19 protein-coding genes are annotated in these 20906 nt (G+C 63.0%); 6 read left to right on the forward strand and 13 right to left on the reverse strand.

Going from position 1 to position 20906, the window contains the following annotated elements:
* The first annotated feature begins 84 nt into the window (after window positions 1–84).
* The 4 genes from OEZ71_RS04005 (at window position 85) to pbfA (ending at window position 5428) form a co-directional block, all read left to right on the forward strand.
* Entirely contained in the window at window positions 85–1269 is a 1185-nt protein-coding gene (locus OEZ71_RS04005; RefSeq protein ID WP_263738621.1) for a 2-aminoethylphosphonate--pyruvate transaminase, read from the forward strand.
* A gap of 62 nt (window positions 1270–1331) precedes the next feature.
* Window positions 1332–2555, forward strand: a complete 1224-nt coding sequence (gene phnA / locus OEZ71_RS04010; protein ID WP_263738622.1) for a phosphonoacetate hydrolase — start codon at window positions 1332–1334, stop codon at window positions 2553–2555.
* 17 nt (window positions 2556–2572) lie between these two features.
* Window positions 2573–4021 (forward strand): phosphonoacetaldehyde dehydrogenase, encoded by a 1449-nt coding sequence (gene phnY / locus OEZ71_RS04015; RefSeq protein WP_263738623.1) that lies wholly within the window; start codon window positions 2573–2575, stop codon window positions 4019–4021.
* Between the two features lie 60 nt (window positions 4022–4081).
* Window positions 4082–5428, forward strand: a complete 1347-nt coding sequence (gene pbfA / locus OEZ71_RS04020; RefSeq protein WP_263738624.1) for a (R)-1-hydroxy-2-aminoethylphosphonate ammonia-lyase — start codon at window positions 4082–4084, stop codon at window positions 5426–5428.
* A gap of 5 nt (window positions 5429–5433) precedes the next feature.
* Here pbfA and OEZ71_RS04025 read toward each other — a convergent pair whose 3' ends face one another.
* The 6 genes from OEZ71_RS04025 to OEZ71_RS04050 form a co-directional block, all read right to left on the reverse strand.
* On the reverse strand, window positions 5434–6435 hold the full coding sequence (locus OEZ71_RS04025; RefSeq protein WP_263738625.1) for an ABC transporter ATP-binding protein: 1002 nt from the start codon (window positions 6433–6435) through the stop codon (window positions 5434–5436).
* Window positions 6432–7427 carry an ABC transporter ATP-binding protein gene (locus OEZ71_RS04030; RefSeq protein WP_263738626.1) on the reverse strand — a complete coding sequence of 332 codons (996 nt, stop codon included), beginning with the start codon at window positions 7425–7427 and terminating at the stop codon, window positions 6432–6434. The genes OEZ71_RS04025 and OEZ71_RS04030 overlap by 4 nt, the downstream gene beginning before the upstream one ends.
* Entirely contained in the window at window positions 7424–8575 is a 1152-nt protein-coding gene (locus tag OEZ71_RS04035) for an ABC transporter permease (protein ID WP_263738627.1), read from the reverse strand. The genes OEZ71_RS04030 and OEZ71_RS04035 overlap by 4 nt, the downstream gene beginning before the upstream one ends.
* A 12-nt stretch (window positions 8576–8587) precedes the next feature.
* Window positions 8588–9598, reverse strand: coding sequence for an ABC transporter permease (locus tag OEZ71_RS04040; protein WP_263738628.1), 1011 nt, complete (start codon window positions 9596–9598; stop codon window positions 8588–8590).
* A gap of 83 nt (window positions 9599–9681) precedes the next feature.
* Complete coding sequence (locus OEZ71_RS04045; protein WP_263738629.1) at window positions 9682–11721, reverse strand: ABC transporter substrate-binding protein; 2040 nt, start codon at window positions 11719–11721, stop codon at window positions 9682–9684.
* A 285-nt stretch (window positions 11722–12006) separates the two neighbouring features.
* Window positions 12007–13515 (reverse strand): alkaline phosphatase family protein, encoded by a 1509-nt coding sequence (locus OEZ71_RS04050; RefSeq protein ID WP_263738630.1) that lies wholly within the window; start codon window positions 13513–13515, stop codon window positions 12007–12009.
* 121 nt (window positions 13516–13636) lie between these two features.
* Here OEZ71_RS04050 and OEZ71_RS04055 point away from each other — a divergent pair, with 121 nt between their 5' ends.
* Together OEZ71_RS04055 and OEZ71_RS04060 are read left to right on the forward strand one after the other, a co-directional pair.
* On the forward strand, window positions 13637–14422 hold the full coding sequence (locus OEZ71_RS04055; RefSeq protein ID WP_263738631.1) for a DeoR/GlpR family DNA-binding transcription regulator: 786 nt from the start codon (window positions 13637–13639) through the stop codon (window positions 14420–14422).
* Window position 14423: 1 nt separating this feature from the next.
* Entirely contained in the window at window positions 14424–15194 is a 771-nt protein-coding gene (locus tag OEZ71_RS04060) for an inositol monophosphatase family protein (RefSeq protein WP_263738632.1), read from the forward strand.
* On the opposite strand, the gene ribD is transcribed toward OEZ71_RS04060, so the two are convergent.
* From ribD to ubiT, 7 genes are all read right to left on the reverse strand, one after another.
* Window positions 15183–16280 carry a bifunctional diaminohydroxyphosphoribosylaminopyrimidine deaminase/5-amino-6-(5-phosphoribosylamino)uracil reductase RibD gene (ribD, locus tag OEZ71_RS04065; protein WP_263738633.1) on the reverse strand — a complete coding sequence of 366 codons (1098 nt, stop codon included), beginning with the start codon at window positions 16278–16280 and terminating at the stop codon, window positions 15183–15185. The genes OEZ71_RS04060 and ribD overlap by 12 nt on opposite strands.
* Entirely contained in the window at window positions 16277–16744 is a 468-nt protein-coding gene (nrdR, locus tag OEZ71_RS04070) for a transcriptional regulator NrdR (RefSeq protein WP_263738634.1), read from the reverse strand. Before nrdR ends, ribD begins: the two co-directional genes overlap by 4 nt.
* A gap of 253 nt (window positions 16745–16997) precedes the next feature.
* A complete protein-coding gene (locus OEZ71_RS04075) occupies window positions 16998–17417 on the reverse strand; it encodes a secondary thiamine-phosphate synthase enzyme YjbQ (protein ID WP_263738635.1) in 420 nt (139 codons plus the stop codon).
* Complete coding sequence (locus tag OEZ71_RS04080; protein ID WP_263738636.1) at window positions 17414–18154, reverse strand: DUF616 domain-containing protein; 741 nt, start codon at window positions 18152–18154, stop codon at window positions 17414–17416. Before OEZ71_RS04080 ends, OEZ71_RS04075 begins: the two co-directional genes overlap by 4 nt.
* 235 nt (window positions 18155–18389) lie before the next feature.
* Window positions 18390–19328, reverse strand: coding sequence for a ubiquinone anaerobic biosynthesis protein UbiV (gene ubiV, locus OEZ71_RS04085; RefSeq protein ID WP_263738637.1), 939 nt, complete (start codon window positions 19326–19328; stop codon window positions 18390–18392).
* Window positions 19319–20317: a ubiquinone anaerobic biosynthesis protein UbiU gene (ubiU, locus tag OEZ71_RS04090; RefSeq protein WP_263738638.1), complete on the reverse strand. Its 999-nt coding sequence runs from the start codon at window positions 20315–20317 to the stop codon at window positions 19319–19321. Before ubiU ends, ubiV begins: the two co-directional genes overlap by 10 nt.
* On the reverse strand, window positions 20314–20829 hold the full coding sequence (gene ubiT, locus OEZ71_RS04095; protein ID WP_263738639.1) for a ubiquinone anaerobic biosynthesis accessory factor UbiT: 516 nt from the start codon (window positions 20827–20829) through the stop codon (window positions 20314–20316). The genes ubiU and ubiT overlap by 4 nt, the downstream gene beginning before the upstream one ends.
* Window positions 20830–20906: the final 77 nt, after the last annotated feature.

Genomic DNA, 20906 nt, shown 5'->3' on the forward strand with positions numbered 1-20906 from the left:
TATCAATCTAAATTAACGATTTTACATATGGTGTGACACATGGAAAAAGACCCCCATCCGCAGCGTCCCGAACGGAGCCTCCGCATGACGCAGACCACACCCCTGCCGACCCCCAGACTGGGCGAGCCCTATCTCTTGACCCCCGGCCCGCTGACCACGGCCTATTCCACCAAGGAAGCGATGCTGAAGGACTGGGGTTCGTGGGATGCCGATTTCCGCGCCATGACGAAGTCGCTTTGCAATCAGCTTGTTGCGCTTGCAGGTGACACGAAGGGAGAGTTCGTCTGCGTGCCGATGCAGGGCTCCGGTTCTTTCTCGGTCGAGGCGATGCTGGGCACCTTCATTCCCTGGGACGGCAAGGTTCTGGTGCTGGCGAACGGCGCCTACGGGCTCCGCGCCGCAGAGACAATGAAATACTTGGGCCGGGGCTACACCCTGATCGACAAGGGCGACTACATGCCGCCCCGGGGCGACGAAGTTGCGGCCGCGCTCGATGCCGATCCCGACATCACCCATGTGATCGTGATCCATTGCGAAACGTCGTCGGGTATCCTGAACCCGGTCGCCGAAATCTCGGAAGCCGTTTACGCCAAGGGCCGCAAGCTTCTGATCGACTCGATGTCCGCCTTCGGCGCCCTGCCCCTCGACGTGAACGAGATCCGGTACGAGGCGATGGTATCCTCTGCCAACAAATGCATTGAGGGTGTGCCGGGCTTCGGCTTCGTCATCGCGCGGCGCTCTGAACTGGAGAATGCAAAGGGCAACAGCCACTCGCTTGCGCTCGATATCCACGCGCAATGGGCCTATCTCGAAAAGACCGGCCAGTGGCGCTACACGCCGCCCACCCATGTCGTCGCGGCCTTTCTGGAAGCTTTGCGCCTCCATGCCGAGGAAGGCGGCGTCGCGGGCCGTGGCGCACGGTATACCCGCAACCGCGACGTGATGGTCGAGGGGATGCGGGAACTGGGCTTTGAGACGCTGCTGAAGGATCGCTGGCTCAGCCCGATCATCGTGACCTTCTTCTGCCCGGCCGATCCGAACTTCGTCTTCAACGACTTCTACGAAAAGATGAAACAGAAGGGCTTCATCATCTATCCCGGCAAGCTGACCGTTGTGGACAGCTTCCGTGTCGGCTGCATCGGCCGGATGGACGAACATGTGATGCGGAACGTGGTTCAGGCCGCCAAAGAGGCTTTGGCCGAGATGGGCGTCACCTCTGCTGCCCCGCCCGCAGCCGCGATTGCCGAACGCGCCAAACTCGCCGCCTGAGGCGGCGCCCGAAATTTGAGACGGAAGGACCTAAGATGAATATGCAAAACCGCGCGCCCGTGATGGCTAATGACCGCGCCTATCCCTGGCCGAAAGTGCCCGCCGTAGCGATCTGCCTAGACGGCTGTGAGCCGGAATATCTGGAGGTCGCCATCGCCGACGGGCTTATGCCGACACTGAAGCGGATGCGCGAGACGGGCACCGACCGGCTGGCGCATTCGGTCATCCCCTCCTTCACCAACCCCAACAACCTCTCGATCGCCACGGGGCGGCCTCCTGCGGTGCATGGCATCTGCGGCAATTACCTCTATGACCCCGAGACGGGCGAGGAGGTGATGATGAACGACGTGCGCTTCCTGCGCGCGCCGACAATCTTTTCACAATTCTACGAGGCCGGCGCCCGGGTGGCGATGGTCACCGCCAAGGACAAGCTGCGCGCGCTTCTGGGCGCGGGGCTGAAGTTCGACGAGGACCGCGCGGTCGCCTTCTCGTCGGAGAAGTCCGGCACCACGACCAAGGCCGAACACGGGATCGATAATGCGAGCGCATGGCTTGGGATGCCGGTGCCTGAGGTCTATTCGGCCGACCTTTCCGAGTTCGTCTTCGCCGCCGGGGTCAAGCTTCTCAAGGAATTCAAACCCGACGTGATGTATCTCTCGACGACGGACTACATCCAGCACAAATACGCCCCCGACCAGAAGGGCGCGAAGGACTTCTACGAAATGTTCGACCGCTATCTGGCGGAGCTCGACGCGCTCGGCGCCGCCGTCGTCGTCACCGCCGACCATGGCATGAAGCCCAAGCACAACGCGGACGGGACGCCCGCCGTGATCTATGTGCAGGACCTGATGGACGAATGGCTGGGCGAGGACGCCGCCCGCGTGATCCTGCCGATCACCGACCCTTATGTCGTCCACCACGGGGCGCTCGGGTCCTTCGCGACCTGCTATCTGCCCGCCGGGACCGACCGCGCCGGTATCATGGCGAAACTCGATGCGCGCGACGAGATCATCCTTGTCGTCACCCGCGAAGAGGCGGTGAAACGCTTCGAACTGCCCGCCGACCGGATCGGCGATATCGTCATGATCTCGGGCGAGAACATGACCATCGGCACCTCGGCCCACCGCCACGACCTTGCCGCGCTGAAAGAGCCGCTACGTTCCCACGGCGGCTTGACCGAGCAGGAAGTGCCCTTCATCGTCAACCGCAAGGTGGACCTGCCGAACGCGCCGGAACTCAGGAACTTCGACGCGTTCCTATACGCCTGCACCGCAGCGGCGCTCTGACCATGAAGGACCAGCACATGACGACTATCGACATCCGCCACGAAGGCATGCGGATCGGCGGCGAGACGGTCTTTACCGACAAGGTGATCGAGGTCCGTTATCCCTATACTGACGAGGTCGTGGGGACGGTCCCGGCAGGCACCGCCGAACATGCCCGCAAGGCGTTCGAGATCGCGGCGAACTACCGATCGAAGCTGACGCGCTACGAGCGCAGCCAGATCCTGAAGCGCACAGGCGAAATCATCGGCGAGCGGCGCGACTATCTGGCCAAATGGCTCGTTCTGGAACTGGGCATCTGCTATCAGCACGCGGTCTACGAGACGAAGCGCGCGCAGGACGTCTATACCTTCGCCGCCGCGCAGGCTTTGCAGGATGACGGGCAGATCTTCTCCTGCGACCTCACGCATAACGGCAAAGACCGCAAGATCTATACCAAGCGCGAGCCGGTCCGGGCGATCAGCGCGATCACGCCCTTCAACCATCCCCTGAACATGGTCAGCCACAAGATCGCCCCGTCGATCGCCACCAACAACTGCATGGTGTGCAAGCCGACCGAACTGACGCCGCTCACGGCACTGACCCTCGCCGATATCCTCTATGAAGCCGGATTGCCGCCTGAAATGTTCCAGGTAGTGACCGGCTGGCCGCAGGATATCGGCGAGGAGATGATCACCAACCCCAATATCGACATCATCACCTTCACCGGCGGGGTGCCGGTCGGCAAGATGATCGCCGCAAAAGGCGTCTATAAGCGTCAGGCGCTGGAACTGGGTGGCAACGATCCCCTGATCGTGCTCAATGACCTCAACGATGCCGATCTGGACAAGGCTGCGACGATTGCGGTGGCGGGCGCGACCGGCAATAGCGGCCAGCGCTGCACGGCGGTAAAGCGCATCCTCGTGCAGGAGTCGGTCGCCGACCGCTTCGTGCCGCTGGTTCTGGAGAAAGCCAAGAAGATCAAGTTCGGCGATCCGATGGACCCCGCGACCGAGCTTGGCTGCGTGATCCATTCCAAGGCCGCCGAGCTTTTCGAAAAGCGCGTCTATATGGCGGCCGATCAGGGCGCCAAGGTGCTCTACGATCCCGGTCGCAAGGGTGCGCTGCTGCCACCGATCGTCGTCGATCACGTGCCCCATGACAGCGAGCTTGTCATGGAGGAAACCTTCGGCCCCGTCATCCCGATCGTCCGCGTCCCGGACAATGACGAAGAGGTCATGCGGATTTCGAACGGCACCGAGTTCGGCCTCTCCTCCGGCGTCTGCACCAACGATTTCCGCCGCATGCAGGCCTATATCGAGGGGCTGAATGTCGGCACGGTGAATATCTGGGAACAGCCCGGCTACCGGATCGAAACCTCGCCCTTCGGTGGGATCAAGGATTCCGGTAACGGCGTGAAGGAAGGTGTGACCGAGGCAATGAAGTTCTTCACCAATGTGAAGACTTATTCGCTTCCCTGGCCACGCTGAGCATGTGGCGAGGACGGGAGCCTCCGGCGGGAGTATTTTCGGACAGAAAGTGAGGCGCGTGTGATCACCCACACCGAAGGCGAGTCCAATACATCGGAAGCGCGCCGCAACTGGGCGGCGCGCCATCCCGATGCGGCGACGCGCGACCTGCTGGCGCGCGACGCGGACGCATTCCTGCACCAGTCGCTGTCCTCGCCCTGCGTTTCCACCATCGTCAAGGCGGACGGCATCTGGATCGAGGACACCGCCGGGCGGCGCTACATGGATTTCCATGGCAATTCCGTCCATCACATCGGCTATGGCCATCCGCGCGTCGTGGCCGCGATTAAGGACCAGCTTGATCGCTTAAGCTTCTCGCCCCGCCGCTTCACCAACGAGATCTCGGTGGAACTGGCCGAAGCGCTCGGGACGCTGGCGCCGGGCGATCTGGGCAAGGTTCTTTTTACGACCGGTGGCTCGGACGCGAATGAGGTCGCGCTTCGCATCGCGCGGGCGGCGACCGGACGGTTCAAGACAGTGAGCTTCTGGGACGCCTTCCACGGCGCGGGCTTCGGAGCGTCGAGCGTCGGCGGCGAGGCGACGTTCCGGTCCCACATCGCCGGGCCCCTGCTGCCGGGCGCCGAACATGTCGCCCCCTTCAACTGCTACCGCTGCGCCTATGGCCATGCCGGGCCGGAATATTGCGGACTCGCCTGCGCGAAGATGGTGGAGTTCGTGCTGGAGCGCGAGGGCGATGTCGCCGCAGTCATCGCCGAACCGATGCGGGCGGTGCCCGTTGTGCCGCCGCCGGGCTTCTGGAAAGCGGTGCGCGCGGCCTGCAACCGGCACGGCGCGCTTCTGATCATGGATGAGATCCCGACGGGCCTTGGCAAGACCGGAAGAATGTTCGCCTTCGAACATGACGAGGTGATCCCAGACATCGTGACTTTGGGAAAGGCGCTCGGCGGTGGCATCCTGCCCATCGCGGCGGTGATCGCGCGGCGCGATCTGGATGTCTGCGGCGATTTCGCCATCGGCCACTACACCCATGAAAAGAACCCGGTGACGGCCCGGGCGGCGCTGGAAACCCTTGGCGTAGTTCACGACGAGGGGCTGGTGGACCGCGCGGCGGAGCTTGGCGCCCATGCGCTCAACCGGCTGCAGGAAATGGTCGGCGACCATCCACTCGTCGGCGATATCCGGGGCCGCGGCCTGATGTTCGGGGTCGAGATCGTCGAGCACTGCGAGACCCGCGCACCGGGACGCGCGGCGGCGGAACGCATCTACTACCGCTGCCTTGAGGCGGGTCTCAGCTTCAAGATCAGCGCGGGATGTGTCCTCACACTTTCCCCGCCCCTGACCATCGCGAAAGACGACCTGGACCGAGCACTCGACATCGTGGCCGAGGCCATCCGCGCCGAGATCTGAGGCCCCTAGGCTGCCAGAGTATCGGCCAGTTCGCGCCAACGGTGGCAGGCGACCTCATGCCCGTCACCGGGATGTTCCAGCTTCGGCTCATCCTTCTTGCAGATGTCGATGGCGAAGGGGCAGCGGGTGTGGAACTTGCAGCCCGAGGGCTGGTTTGTGGGCGACGGGATTTCGCCTTCCAGCTTCTGCGCGCGGCCCCGGTCATCGGGGTCGAGCGACGGGATCGCCGAGAACAGGGCCTTGGTATAGGGGTGGCGCGGCGCCTTGAAGACCTCGCGCGTCGGCGCGCTTTCCACCAGTCGCCCCAGATACATAACCGCGAGATGATCGCAGGTATGGGCGACGACCGACAGGTCATGGCTGATGAAGAGGAAGGTGATCTTCAGATCGCGTTGCAGCTCTTTCAGGAGGTTCAGAACATCGGCCTGAATGGAGACGTCGAGCGCCGCCACGCTCTCATCGGCCACGACGAATTTCGGCCCCGAAACGAGCGCCCTTGCGATGGAAATCCGCTGGCGCTGACCGCCCGAGAAGGCATGCGGGAAGCGCCGCAGGTGTTCGAGGTTCAGCCGGCATTTCGCCGCGATCTGACGGACCCTTGCATCGGTTTCCTCGCGGGTCTTGGTCAGCCCCATCACCTCCAGGGGTTCGGCGATGATGTCGCGCACGGTCATGCGGGGGCTAAGCGCCGCATAGGGATCCTGGAAGATGAGCTGCGCGCGCTTGCGGTAGTCTTTCAGTTCCGGCCCCGCGAGCGTCGTCAGGTCGTAATCGACCTCGCCATCGGTATAGTGCGCCGACCCGCCGGTGATCGGCACCGCCTTCAGAAGCGCCCGACCGAGCGTCGTCTTGCCCGATCCGCTTTCGCCGACAAGACCGAAGAACGACCCCTTCTCGATGTCGATATCGACATGGTCCACCGCCTTCAGGATCGACTTTCCGAAGAAGCCGGAACCGATCTTGAAACCGACCGACAGGTCGCGGGCCTTGATCAGGGTCTCGCTCATGCCGGGACCTCCGTATGCAGATGGCAGGCGACCCGGTGCGTGGGATCGACCTGCGTGTCATGGGGCAGTTTCGACTTGCAGACATCGCCGATGATCTTCGGGCACCGCGTATGGAAGACGCAGCCCGAAGGGCGCTCCAGTGGCGACGGGATGTCGCCCGCAACAGGGGTCAGCGGCGCATCGAGATCGTCGAGTTTCGGCAGGGCCGCCAGCAGGCCTTGCGTATAGGGATGTTTCGGGTTGCGGATGACCTCACGCACCGGACCTTCCTCGACGATCCGACCGAGATATTTCACCGCGACCTTGTCGGCGGTCTGGGCGATGACGCCGAGGTCATGGGTGATGAAGATGATCCCCATGTGAAACTCGCGCACGAGGTCCTTCATCAGGTCGATGACCTGCGCCTGAATGGTCACGTCGAGTGCCGTCGTCGGCTCATCGGCGATCAGAAGCTTCGGCTTGGTCGAGATCGCCATCGCGATCATCGCCCGCTGGCGCATCCCGCCGGAAAGCTCGAACGCATACTGGCTGAACCGCCTTGCCGGGTCAGAAATGCCGACCCGGTCCAGCATCTCGACCGACAGGTCCCGGGCCTGCGCCTTTGACATGTTGGAATGCAGCATCAGCTGTTCGACCATCTGGTCGCCGATGGTGATGGCGGGGGCAAAGCTCGCCATCGGTTCCTGAAAGATCATGGAGATCGCGCCGCCCCGCACGATCTTCAGATCGCGCGCGGATTTCAGCTTCAGGACCTCAACCGGGCCATTCGCCGTGTGCAGGATGATCTGGCTTTTCGGCCCGTAGACCGCGTTCTTCGCATTCAGATGCATCAGCGCCTTCGCGGTCACCGACTTGCCCGAGCCGCTTTCGCCGACAAGGCCCATCACCTGCCCCTTGTCGATCGAAAAGCTCACATCATCGACCGCCGTTACCAGACCCTCATCGGTCCGGAACTGGATGGTCAGGTTCTTGACTTCGATGAGTGCCGTCATTTCTTCGTATCCGAATAGGGGTCAGCCGCGTCGCGCAATCCGTCGCCGACGAAGACGAAGGCCAGAACCAGCGCCACGAAGAAGATGACGGGGATGAAATACCACTGGTAATTCAGAAGCACGTCCGCCTTCGAGACGTTCTGCATCAGCGCGCCGAGCGAGTTGACCGGGTCCTTGAGCCCGAGGCCGATGAAGCTGAGCGCGGTTTCCGACCGGACCATGTAGGGGAAGGAAATCATCAGGTCGACGATGATGTAGCTGGTGAACGAGGGCAGCAGGTGGCGGCGGATGATATGGCCCGCCGAGGCGCCCGACAATTCGGCTGCCAGCACATATTCCTGCGTCCGCTCGGTCAAGAGGTGCGTTCGTATTCGTCGCGCCAATGTTGGCCAGCCAATGAGGCCGAGGATGATCGAGATGAAGAAGAACCGCGTCTCGGACGACCAGTGATCGGGCATGAAGGCGGCAAGCGCCATGAACAGCGGGATCGACGGCACGGTTCGGATCGCGTCGGTGATCATTTGCAGGACCGAGTCGATCCAGCCGCCGAAATAGCCGGCCACCCCTCCTATGATCAGTGCCAGCACGAAGGAGATGAAGACACCCAATGTACCGACCGCGAGCGACGTCCATATCGCGTGCAGCGTTCGCCCGAAGATATCCTTGCCGCTGGCATCGGTACCGAAGAGGTGGATCATGCCGCCTTCATCCAGTCCGAAAAGATGAATGTTGCCGGGAATGACGCCGAGGATCTTGTAGTCCCACCCCTTCACGAAGAACCGCATATAGAGCCGGTGCTCGCGGTTTTCGGTCACGACCCAGCGGAAGTTCGTCTTGATCGAACGCTCGCGTTCCGTTGCATAAACGAAGGGGCGGAGCGAGAACCCGTTCTCGTCCCAGAATTTCGGGAATTGTGGCGCGCCGTTTTCATAGTTCTCGTCGCGGCCCGCGATGGTCGGATCATAGGGCGACAGGAAGGGCGCGAAGATGCCCATCATGATCATCAGGACCAGTGCCCAGGCGGCAATCATCGCCGTCCGGTTGCCCTTGAACCGCGCCCAGATCAGCTGCCCCTGCGAGGCGGTGAAATAAGCTTCCTTGGCCTTCTGATCGACCCCGGCGGTGGCTGTCTTGCGTCTGAACAACATGGCCGCCTCCCCTTACGATCCGATGATGCCGCGCCGGACGCGCGGGTCGATGAGGGCCAGAAGAATATCGGTGACGAAATTCAGGGCCACGATGCTGGCGGTCAGAAGGAAGATGATCGCCCCCGCCAACTGCTGGTCGTTTGACCGGGCGAGACTCTCGAAGAGAAGCGCCCCGGCCTCGGTCAGCGTCAGGATCAGCGCGACGATGGGCAATTCGTTGAAGATACGGTTGAGGTCGAAGCCGAGCGAGTTAATGACCGGCCCCAGTGAATGCTTGGCAGGATAGCGCCAGAGGAGTTTCGACCCCGACACGCCCCTCGCCGAGGCGGCGGTGACGTAAAGCTTGCCGATCTCGTCCAGCATCAGCGCCCGCACCGTTTGCAGGGCGAAGGCGGTGGCGGACCATCCGAGGATGAAGACCGGCAGCCAGGCGCGGCTGATGAAGTCGCCGAACTTCGCCCAGCTCCACGCCGCATCCCTGTATTCCTTAGAGAACAGGCCCGTCAGACTGTCGCCGAACAGAACCGTCGAAATCAGCATGATGATGAGCGCCAGAAGGAAGTTCGGCAGCGCCAGGCCGAGATAGGAGACGAAGCGCAGGGAGTTGTTGGCAACCGCGCTCGTCGAACTGGCGGTCACGATGCCTATTGGCACCGCGATCGCGTATGAGAGGATCAGCGCGGCCATACAGATGCCAAGGGAAATCCAGAACTTGTCCGCCAGAAGCTGGTTGATGTTCAGCCGCAGGATGCAGCTGTCGCCGAATTCGCCATGGACGAAGACGTTGTAGACCCAGTTCCCCCACCTGACCGGGAAGGGTTTGTCGAGGCCCAGACGTTTCTCCTCTGCCTCAATATCGGCGATGGTGATCTGCGAGCCTTGGGTGTTCTTGAATGCAAGGTAGCGTTCCGCACAGGTGCCGGGCACCAGCTCCATCAGCGTGAAGACGATGAGCGAGACGGTCAGAAGCGTGATCAGCGCAAGAATGGCGCGGGTCAGCGCGAACTGGGCGAATTGGGCCATGGCGGGTGGTCCTGTGTGAAAGCGGGCCTTCGAACCGGGGCGGCCTGAGCCGCCCCGGCCGATTTCGACATCAGGTCACGACATCACTCGTCGAAGTACCACTGTTGTGCGCGGTAAGGATACGTCCGGTAGTATTCGTAGGACGCGGTCTTGAACTCGGTGAAGTTCTTAAGCGCATTGCGGTGATAGATCGGGTCCGGCGTCAGCGCAGTGCCGATGAACAGCAGGTTTCCGGTCATGTTCTCGACCATGCGGTTGGCGATGGCCTTGAACTCGTCCGTGCCCGCCGGCGTCGATTGCAACGCGTTGATGTCGTCGACAAGCTGCTTGACGTAATCGGGCGGCTCAACCCCGCTCGCACCGCCGGAATCGACCCATTCGGCCCAGAGCATCCCGGTGCGGTGAGCAAAGTAGTTCTCGAACGGCGGCACCCAAAGTTCGTTGTTGCCAAGGATGATACCCGTCGGCTGACCCTTTTCCCAAAGACCGACATCGAGCTGGTTCGAGGATTGCGCCGAGCGGTACTCGTCCGGCGTAATTTCCTTCACCGTGGTGTTGATGCCGACATTGGACCAGTGCTGGCCAATCAGTTCGACGACCTGCCCGGCGATACCCTGAGTCGCGAACTGCAGGTTCAGCACCAGCGGATCGCCGTTTGGCAGGTCGCGGAAGCCGTCACCATTGGCGTCGACCACGCCGACCTCATCCAGCAGCGCCTTGGCGCCGTCGGGATCGAACTCGGCCGCGAAGGCCTTCCACTTCTCGTCGATGTAGTCCGGCAGCGGCGAGAAGCCGGTATACTGCTGGATAACGCCCTCACCGAAGTAAGCCGTCTGGTTCAGTTCCTCGCGGTTGATCGCGATCGACATCGCCTTGCGGAACCGGAAATCGCCGAAGACCTTGCGCTTTTCCTCGTCCGCCGAGGTGACGTTGAACGACACCGCATGCATAGCGATTTTCGGCTTCAGCTGGATCGTATACCCGCCCTTCTCCTGGTTCTCCAGCAGCAGCGGTGCATCGGCCAGTTGCAGCGACTGGGTCTTGTAGTCCGCTTCGCCGTTCACAAGCTTCAGCAGCCGTACTTCCTGGTCGTTGGCATAGATCTCGTCCTGCTCATTGATGTAGGGCAGCTGCTGACCCGTCGTATCGACCATATGGAAATAGGGGTTCGCCACGAAGTGCCGGCCCTCGGTCGTATCCCGGATCAGGATGTGGCTTTCCAGCGTCGGCATCGTATCGGCCGGCATGTTTGCAACCTTGTCCGGCGCGTTCAACTGCGGCGTCGGCGTGTCGGTCCAGTCCGAGTTGCCGTAATAGGCCTTGATGACCTCATAGCCATTGGCAAAGCCCAGATCGGCGGCCAGCTTGTCGGCATCCGGGTTCACATCCGGGTGGAACTGGCCAAGGAAGTGCTTGGGCTGGAAGCCCTGACCGAAATGGGTCGCGAAGTGGGCCAGAAGACCCGGCTTCGGCGCCGGAAGATTGAAGACCACGGTCTGCTCATCCGGCGTATCGACCGTCATCCGCTCACCGGCGACCAGCACATAGTCCTTCGGCTTTTCGATGACGTTTGAGTCAAGCGCGAGGTTATCGTACCAGAACTTAACGTCTGCCGACGTAAACGGCGCGCCGTCCGACCATTTGTGGCCCTTACGCAGGTGGAAGGTCAGCTGCGTGTAATCCGCGTTCCATTCCCACGACTTGGCGATGTTCGGCACGATGGTTTCAAGATCGTCCGAATAGCGCACGAGGTTGACATGGCGGGTCGAGAGGAAGTCGGACGTACCGGCCTCGGTCGCGTTCGACAGCGCGTCGAGCGTGCCGCCGTATTTGCCCACCGAGTCATAGGGCACCACGACAAGCGGTTCCTCCGGCAGACGATCCGCGAGCGCCGGCAGCTCCGGATTTCCGCGGATCATGCCGTTCAGATCGGCAATTGCCGGGTTTTCCGAGAACTCCATCGTGCAACCGGCGGCTGTCTGGAATTCCGCCAAGTCGTATTGTTGGGGGAAGGCGCCGGGTGCGATCCCGCCCATATCGGCAACTGTGATGCCGGGGCAGTTCGCATAGGCCGCCATGGGCAATGCAAGCAGCGCAACGCTACCGAATAACAGTCTTTTCATGTTCACTCCCGTTGTTTGGCTTTGTTGGATTTCGTTGTTTTTGTGAAGTAATCCGGCCAACTGCCCGAACGCTATGAACGGCCGGAATTCAAGTATAGGTCCAGTACCTCCCTTCAGATATGGCCAGAATCCGACGCGCAGACCAAGCCTTTCGGCCTATGAGAAAACGCGTGATTCCTCCCCTTGGTGCGCCGGCTTCCCGGCGTCGCTGGCCCGAGTATGGGCCTGCGACCGAAACCCCGTCAAGCATGCCGAATGCCCGTGGAAATGTTTGTACACCCATGGTCATCGCGGCACCGTCACGGCTCCTTCCCCCGTCACCATCGTTCGGGTAAATCGGCTCGCCGCATGGGTCATCCGGTGATCGGCCATGGCGCGGTACATCTCCAACAAAGCGCTCTGCGCGTCCGGATCGCCCGAGATGTCGCGCATCTCACCGTGCCGGTCATGATCAAAAAGCAGCGATGGCAGGCCGCCATTGAAATGAACGAGGGTATGCCTCCCGCTCCTGAGCACAGCCAGATTCGTCGTCTCGGGCGTCAGGCCCAGCCGCTTCTGCGGCAGGGTCGGCGCCACCGGATCGCCGAAATCCAGCTCCGAGAATGTGAAGCGGCGCCACTCGCGGGGCTTTTCCCCCCGAAGCATGGGCATCAGGCTGCGGCCATTCATCGTCTGCGGCACCTCCAGCCCGAACCGGTCGAGAATCGTCGGTGTGACGTCGATGGATTCCGTCGGCAGGTCATGTACCGCGCCGAACGATCCCGGCAGGTCCGGATCGCGGATGATCAGCGGCACATGGTAGGCCGCATCGTGATAGGTCGACTTCGCCCAGATATAGCGGTCGCCCAGCATCTCGCCATGATCGGCGGTCACGATGATCAGGGTCCGGTCATACTGACCGGTCTCTTTCAGGAAGGCGATCAGGCGTCCGAGATGGTGATCGACCTCGGTCGCAAGCCCCAGATAGATCGCGCGCAACTGCTGGATATTCTCATCCGTTGGGTCAAGATCGGCGAATCCCTCCACCATGCCCGCGATTGGGTTCTTGGCATGACACGGGGCGACAAACGGATGCACCGCCTGCTCCTCCGCCATCGTTCCAGCGCGGGCAGGCAAGGGCAATACCGCAGGATCATACATCCGGTTGTAGGGTTCGGGCGCGACCAGCGGATTATGTGGCCGGATATAGGTCACATGCGCGAACCAGCCCTGCTTTCGGGCGCGCAGGGCGCGGATCGTCTCATCGGTCAGGAACGCCGTATCGCTGTCCTCGGCCCGGTAAAGTGCCGGGTCGTCGGGGCGGGGACCGGCCGGGCGGAAGATGTCGGGATAAGGCGGAACGTCATAGCCCTTTTCCATCAGATAAGCCCGCCATGGCAGGCTCTCCTCCAGCCGCATCTCGACGACTTCCTGAAAGCCGGGCAGCACTTGCTCATAGCTTTTCAGCACCGGATCATCCGGCGCGTGGACACGCGGGTCGGGCGTCGCGTCGGTGTAGCCGAAGAGCAGCGGCAGCCAGCCCGCCCTTCGCATTTCCGTTGCAAGGTTCGGCGTATCATGCGGCAAGGGCGTACCGTTCCGGACCGACCGATGGTTCATCGCATATTGCCCGGTCAGCAGCGAGGCGCGAGAGGGCCCGCAGGGATTGGCGACCGAGTAATGGCGGTGAAACGACGCCGCATCGGCCACCAGCGCCCGCAGATTCGGCAGATCGACATGGCTGGCCAGCGCGCCATGCAGACAGTCCGCCCGAAGCTGGTCGATCACGACGAAAAGAACGTTATCCCTTGGCACTACTCAGCCCCTCCTGTGGGCATCGTTATCGACCAGAAGTGCAACAATTTTGATTCGGTGCAATGAAATTTCGTGGATTTTTGTGGATTTATGTGGGCTAACTTCCGTTTAGGGAGGAACCATGACGCGACCGGACGGTGGAAAGACCAGCCACCGGCAGTTTGAACTGCTGGAAGTCCTGCGCCGGCAGGGCGGATCGGCGCGCAATGCCGACATCGCGCAAGCCATGGATGTTTCAGAAGAAACGGTGCGCCGACTGGTCAAGACTCTGGCCGATGACGGCAAGGTCGAACGACTTCATGGCGGCACTGTGCTGGCCGGTGTGGAGCCGGGATTTTACCAGCGCATCGCGCAGAATCCCGACGGAAAGAAGCGCATCGCTAAAAGTGTCGCGCGCGAGATCACCGACGGCATGTGCATCTTCCTCGATGTCGGCACCACCACGACCTTCGTCGCCGAGGCGCTGCGCGCACACCACCGGCTTTATGTCGTGACGAACTCCATGCCCGTGGCCCAAACGCTCGCCCATCACAATGACAACCGCGTGGTGCTGACCGGTGGCGATGTCGGCCATGACGAACACGGCACCTATGGCCCTCTCGCCGAAGAGGTGCTGCGCCGCCACGCCTTCGATGTCGCGATCCTCTCAGCCAACGCGCTGAACGACCGCCATGGCTTTCTCGTCTTCAACCCCGCCGAGGCCGCCATCTCGCGCGTCGCCGTGGAACAGGCCCACCGTCCTATCGTGACGGCGGACCACGAAAAATTCGGCCGCCGTGCGCCGCAAGTCTCCTGCGACCCCGCCGATATCGACCTGCTGGTGACCGACCGCGTCCCTCCCGCCCGTCTCTCCGCGGCACTCAAAGGTTGGGGGGTCTCGGTGCGTATTGCGAAGGAGGTGGTTTGAAATGACTGCGACCATGGCCGATGCCATTCAGATCGCCGAGGCGGCCGGCAAAGTGGCGATGCGCCATTTCCGGGGCGCCCTTGGCGTCGATTTCAAGTCAGACGACAGCCCGGTGACGCAAGCCGACCGCGCGGTGGAGGCCGAAGTGCGCCGCCTGATCGCCGACCGCTTCCCCGGCCACGGCATCTATGGCGAGGAACAGGGGATCGAACGCGGCGAGGCTGACGACCTCTGGATCGTCGATCCGATCGACGGCACCCGCAGTTTCATGACCGGCCATCCTTTGTTCGGTTTCCTGCTGGCCAAGCTGACGCGCGGTACAGCCGACCTCGCCATCGTCTCGGCCCCCGCCATGGGCGAGGTCTATGCCGCCGCAAGAGGGCAAGGCGCGATGCTGAACGGGCAGAAGCTGCGCACCTCCGGCCGCCGGGGGCAGGACAGCGCGGTGCTCTACATCAACGAAGGTGAAAAGATCTGGCGCGCCGCGCCCGGGGTCTTTGCCCGCCTCATGGAATTCGGCCGCACAAGGCGCTTCGCCTATGACTGCTACCCTTACGCGCTGCTGGCCTCGGGTCATGTCGATGCGGTCGTGGATTTCGACCTGCAACCCTATGACTACCACGCGGTTGCGCTTCTGGTGGAGGAAGCGGGTGGCGTGATGACCGGCTGGCGGGGCGAAAGGCTTTCCATGCAGACCGGGATCGCAACCGTGGCCGCCGCCACGGCAGAGCTTCACGCCGAACTGCTGGAGATCACCGCGTCAGGTCTTTGACCAGAGGCTGAGCGTATCCGCCCCGACCCGCTCGACCGAATTCAGCCGGAACCGTTCCGCACCCCCCAGTGCCGTCAGCCCCAGCGGCCCGAGCCCCGGCCGAGCATCGGCGCCCAGCGCCAGTCCCGCGGTGAAAAGCGCGATCTCATCCACGAGCCCCGCCGCCATCAATGACGCCGCTAACTGCCCGCCGCCCTCACAGAAGACCCGCGTCAGCCCCGCCGCGCCAAGTGCCGCGAGCATCGCGGTGGGGTCGAGCCCCCCCGCCCCCTCAGCGCAATCGAACAGACGTGCCCCGGCTGCCTGCCACGCATCCCGCCGCGCCTTCGGCGCGTCTGCTCCATGAACCAGCCAGACCGGCACATCGCGCGCGGTCCGGGCGAGAGTGCTGCCCTCCGGCAGATCGAGGTTGCGCGCGGCAATCACACGGACGGGCTGATGCGCGACACCCATGTCGCGGACCCTCAGATCAGGGTCATCCGCCCGCGCCGTCCCGCCCCCGACCAGAACAGCGTCATGGGTCGCCCGCATCGCATGAACCCGCCGCCGCGCCTCGGGCCCGGTGATCCATTTGCTTTCGCCCGACACCGTCGCGATGCGTCCATCCACGCTCATCGCCAGTTTCAGCGTCACTATCGGGCGGCCCTGCCGCATACGTGTCAGGAAGCCGCGCTGCATCGCCTCGGCCTCGGTCGCCATCATCCCGGTCTCAACCGCGATCCCGGCGTCGCGCAGCATCGCATGGCCCTTGCCTGCAACGCGGGTATCGGGGTCCTCCAGCGACGAAACGACCCGCGCAATACCGGCGGCGATCAATGCGTTCGCGCAGGGCGGGGTCTTGCCGTGATGGGCGCAGGGCTCAAGGCTCACATAGGCCGTCGCGCCACGGGCCGCTGAACCCGCCTCAGCCAATGCCACCGTCTCGGCATGCGGCCGACCGCCCGGCTGGGTCCAGCCGCGCCCCACGAGCCGGCCGCCCTTCACGATCACGCAACCGACGGCGGGATTGGGCCAGACCCGGCCCAGCCCACGCCGGGCAAGGCCGAGAGCATGGGCCATATGACGCCGGTCGTCGGCGGCGCTCACTCTTCCGCCGTTGAGGGCGGGCGCAGTTCAGAAACGAACTTGTCGAAATCGTCCGCCGCTTGGAAGTTCTTGTAAACGCTGGCAAACCGCACATAGGCAACCGTGTCGATCCGCGCCAGCGTCTCCATCACGATCTCGCCGATGGTTTTCGACGGGATGTCCGTCTCGCCAAGGCTTTCCAGCCGCCGCACGATGCCGGAAATCATCTGGTCGATGCGTTCAGGCTCGATCGGGCGTTTCTGCATCGCGATGCGGATAGAGCGTTCCATCTTGTCGCGGTCGAAATCCTCACGCTTGCCCGAGGACTTGATCACCACGAGGTCGCGCAGCTGCACCCGCTCATAGGTCGTAAACCGCCCGCCGCAGGCCGGGCAGAAGCGTCGCCGCCTGATGGCCACATGATCCTCGGCGGGGCGTGAATCCTTTACCTGAGTATCGACATTTCCGCAAAACGGGCAGCGCATTCCCTTCCCCTCGGCCAAGATCCCCGGTTATCCACAGGCACTATAGGCTCGCCTCAAGAGTTTGGGTAGGGGGCAATTTCCACCACCAAATGACGCGACGGAACTGGGGGAAATTGCGCAACAGGTTCCCCTCGTTTGCGCGCTCCGGTTGTGGGACAAAGCATCTGTTCAGCCCGGAGCCGGGGGTAACGAGACTCCGGCCGAACGACCGCAGCCACGGATCTTCCCGGCAGGCCCCTCCCGCAGATGCGGCCTACCGGATGAGATGTGCCACCACCATGCGGTCATGGGGCGCCCGGCGATGTTCGAACAGGTAGACACCCTGCCAGGTTCCAAGCGCCGGGCGCCCCGCCATCACAGGGATCGACAGGCTGACGGGCAGCAGGGCCGCCTTGATATGGGCGGGCATGTCGTCGGGGCCTTCATAGGTATGGGTCAGGTAGGACATGGCCGGGTGATCGGAGGGCGGCACCAGCCGGTGGAAGAACTCCGTCAGGTCGGTCCTCACCTCGGGATCGGCGTTTTCCTGAATGGCGAGCGAACAAGAGGTGTGGCGCACGAAGAGCGTCAGCAGCGCATCGCCCTGCCCTTGGCAAAAGGTTCGCACCTTGTCGGTGAACTCGTAAAGCCCCGGCCCGCGCGTCGGGATGGTGAACACCTCCTGCCGGCTCATTTCCGCCCCTTGATCCGGTGCCAGACCTTGCGCGCCTCCTGATAAAGGACGTTCCTTCGCGGGAAGTCAGTCTTGCGGGTCTTGCGGTCATGGACGGTGAACTCCACCGTTTCGCGCCAGTCGAGCACGGTGATGAAATCGTAGGACAGCCCCAGCCGCCAGACGAGATAGGGAAAAGATATCTGATCCCGCCGCGAAAAGCGCAAGACATGTTCCATCCATCGGTCGCCGAAGCGCATCATGGCCGGGTCCTTGTGGCAGCGCACCATGAAATGGCCCTCGATCAGGCCGGAATGCGCGGGCATGCCTTCGCTGCGGTAAGTCCGTTCACGCTCTTTCAGGATACGGTAATCGTCGAGCCCATTTTCCCAACAGGTCTGCAATTCGTGGTAAACGCAGTCGCGCCGGAAATGCGGGAAGGCGAAGAATGCAGCATCGGATTGCCCCCGGACCGCCGCCAGCACCTCCAACGGGTCACGTTTCAGCCGCGACTTGTTGTCGATCCAGATCGACCATTCGGCATCAGGGAAGTAGCGATGCGGCGCGAGTTTCGCCCGACGCGAGGCACGGGCAGGGTCAAGCCCGTCGAGCGGATCACTGATCACTTCCACCCCCGGCAGGGTCACCCCTTCCCGGTCGGTGAACAGAACCCTGCGGCACGTGTCGAAGCCGCCGAAGACATCGGGATTCAGCGGATCGGCGGCCCCGTAATGGGCGGAATAAAGAACAAGGGACATGGAACCCCAGAGGCAGTTTCGCCCGGCACTATAACCACGCCTTGGCGGGATGACAGGGGGGGCAGCGTGGCAATGCCTTGATCTGACCTTTCGCCAGGCGGATAGAGCGGGCATGCCCGACAGATCAGGACGGCGTGGCGGGAAAAGTTTTAACAAAAACCTTCATGCCTTGTCGCAATACCGAAGGTGGGAGGGATATCTGCAATCGGTCGTCAACGGGCTCACAGTGGACGTGTCATGCAGAGACACCGTCGGCTGCGCCCATGCGGGCAATGCGGCGATAGCCGGCCTCGCCCCACCAGAAGCCATTGGAAAAACCGGGACCCATTTTCAGTGCATCCAACTGTGACGTAGCCTCGTCGGCTCCGATGCGACCATCGGCAAGATCGCGATAGATGTGCGCGACCGCCACCATGTCCTGCTTCTGCGGCCCGAGCCTGAGCGCGGTCACACCCATTCCCACCATCTCCGGCACCGCGGCGGCAAGATTCATGTAGCTCCGCGACATGGTCTGGATGCCGTTCACTGTCAGGAACCCTGGCCCGTCGAGCGTATCGAGCGGCATGCCGTCCGGATCCTCCTCGCAGACGAATTGGCAGTTGTCCTTGGTCCGGCCATGCGCGCGGGCATGATAGCACCGCGCCGACAGCGCGAGCGAGGCGCGGCCAAAGACCTGCACCTCAAGTCCTGCACCCAGCACCCTCGCCTTTTCACCGAGAACCGCAACCGCATCGCGCGGCAATTCGGCGGGCAGCGCGAAATGGGTGGCACCGCGCGCAGCAAGAAACGCCATCGTCTCTTCGTTATAGACGTTCATATAGGGACCGACCCGGTGCGGGCGGCCGGTCAGGTGCAGAAGGGCGGCGGCGTTATTGGCCTCCACCTCGCGCCCGTCCTCGCCGTCGCACAGCCCCTGGGTCGCCTTGCGTTCGCGCTTCAGCATGATCTCGGCAAGTGACGAGATGACGACACGCTTGCCCGCCCGCTCCAGCCGTTCGGCGGTCTCATAGAGGTCGGGCTCATGGAAAGGCGCGCGTTTGGAACAGATGACCTCGCCCAGATAGACCGTATCGACCGGTGCCTCGTCGGCGATCCTTGCATAGAAGTCGCGCCGGGCCTCTGCCGACCAGTGAAAGGGGATCGGGCCGAGTGTCAGGTCCATCTTTACCGCCATGTCTTAGTCCTGAAGGCACCTTGCGTTTCCTTCTGCCCCTCGGTCAGGGCCAGGAGGTTCGCCAGTTCCGGCTCCCGCCCTGCGCGGATCGCGTCGACTGCGGACCGGAAGGCCGAAACCACTTGTCGCACATAGGCGCGCGACCGCTGGCGCCCCTCGATCTTGAAGGCGTGCACGCCCGCCGCCATCAACTCGGGCAGAAGCCGCGAGAGGTTGAGGCTGATCGGTTCCTCGAACGCATAATAGCCCTCGGGCCTGCAGGGCGCGCGGTAGCGGCCCTTGCAGATCGTCGGATAGCCTGCCGTTTCATCCGGTGCGAAACGGTCGATGGTGAAGGCGCCGAGCCTTGTGGTCATCGACCCGTCGGCCTCGCGCCGGTATTCGACATCGTTCGCGGGCGAGCAGACGCCATCCATATTGGTCGAAAGCCCGGTGGCGTAGTTCGTCAGCGAACAGCGCCCCTCGACCATCAGGCCGTGATTGCCGAAGATGAAGGTCTCGATCTCGCAGGGGATCTCGGCCGCCAGCGTGCGGATTTCCGGCACTGTCAGGATGCGCGGCAGGACGACGCGCTTGATGCCGAAGGCCTCGACATAATAGCGGATCGCCTCCGGACTGGAGGCCGCGGCCTGCACCGACAGGTGCAGCCGCTGGCCGGGATGGGTGCGGCGCAGCCACTCGGCGACCCCCATATCCGCGACGATCATCGCGTCGACGCCGTATTTCGCGCCCAGATCGGCCGCCTCCTGCCAAAGCGCGAACTTGCCCGCCGGGGGAAAGGTGTTCAGCGCCAGCAGAACCTTGGCCCCCTTCGCATGGGCATAAGCGACGCCTTCCGCCATCTCGTCAGGGGTAAAATTCAGCCCCGGGAAGTTGCGCGCATTGGTCGCGTTCTGAAACCCGCAATAGACCGCGTCAGCCCCCGCATCGACCGCCGTGCGCAAAGCGGCGGGCGTCCCCGCCGGACAGACAAGCTCGGCCGTGGTCATGCGCGTGCCTCCTTCTGCCGCGCACGTTCGCCTGCGCGGCGCAGCGCAGCCAGCACCGCCCGGCCCGGCGCACCGAACATGCCAGCGACCCGTTCGGCAATCGACCCGTCGATATCGTCAAGCGCATTGCGCAGCGAAACCACCGCCTCGGTATTGCCCGCGATCACCAGCGCGCGCGAAAAGAATAGCGCATCACCGTCCAGATCGGCGTCGATCAGTTCCAGAAGGTCGAGGAACCGGCCCGAGATATGCGCGACATGGGGCGGCAGCGCCCGACGCGATACGGCGCGCAGAACCGGCGCTTCGCGATCCGGCCTCAGATGCAATGCAAAGGGCATATTCACCGGGTCGATGATGAAATCCGCCCCGACCCAGGGGCCGAGGCGGTTAAACATCGACGGGTTCTCGGCCGCGATCCGCCGCACGATCCGTGCGAGGATCGGCTGCAGAGGGAACAGGGGCAGCAGAGGCGGGGGCATGCGGGCGGCGGGGCCGGAATCAGTGTCGTTCATGGCCAGATCGCTAGCACCGTCCCGATCCGCCTTACTTGATATTTGTCAATCGCCCGCAATCCTACAAAACCGTGATC

It is taken from the genome of Albidovulum litorale (assembly GCF_025751495.1).
GTDB lineage: Bacteria > Pseudomonadota > Alphaproteobacteria > Rhodobacterales > Rhodobacteraceae > Albidovulum > Albidovulum litorale.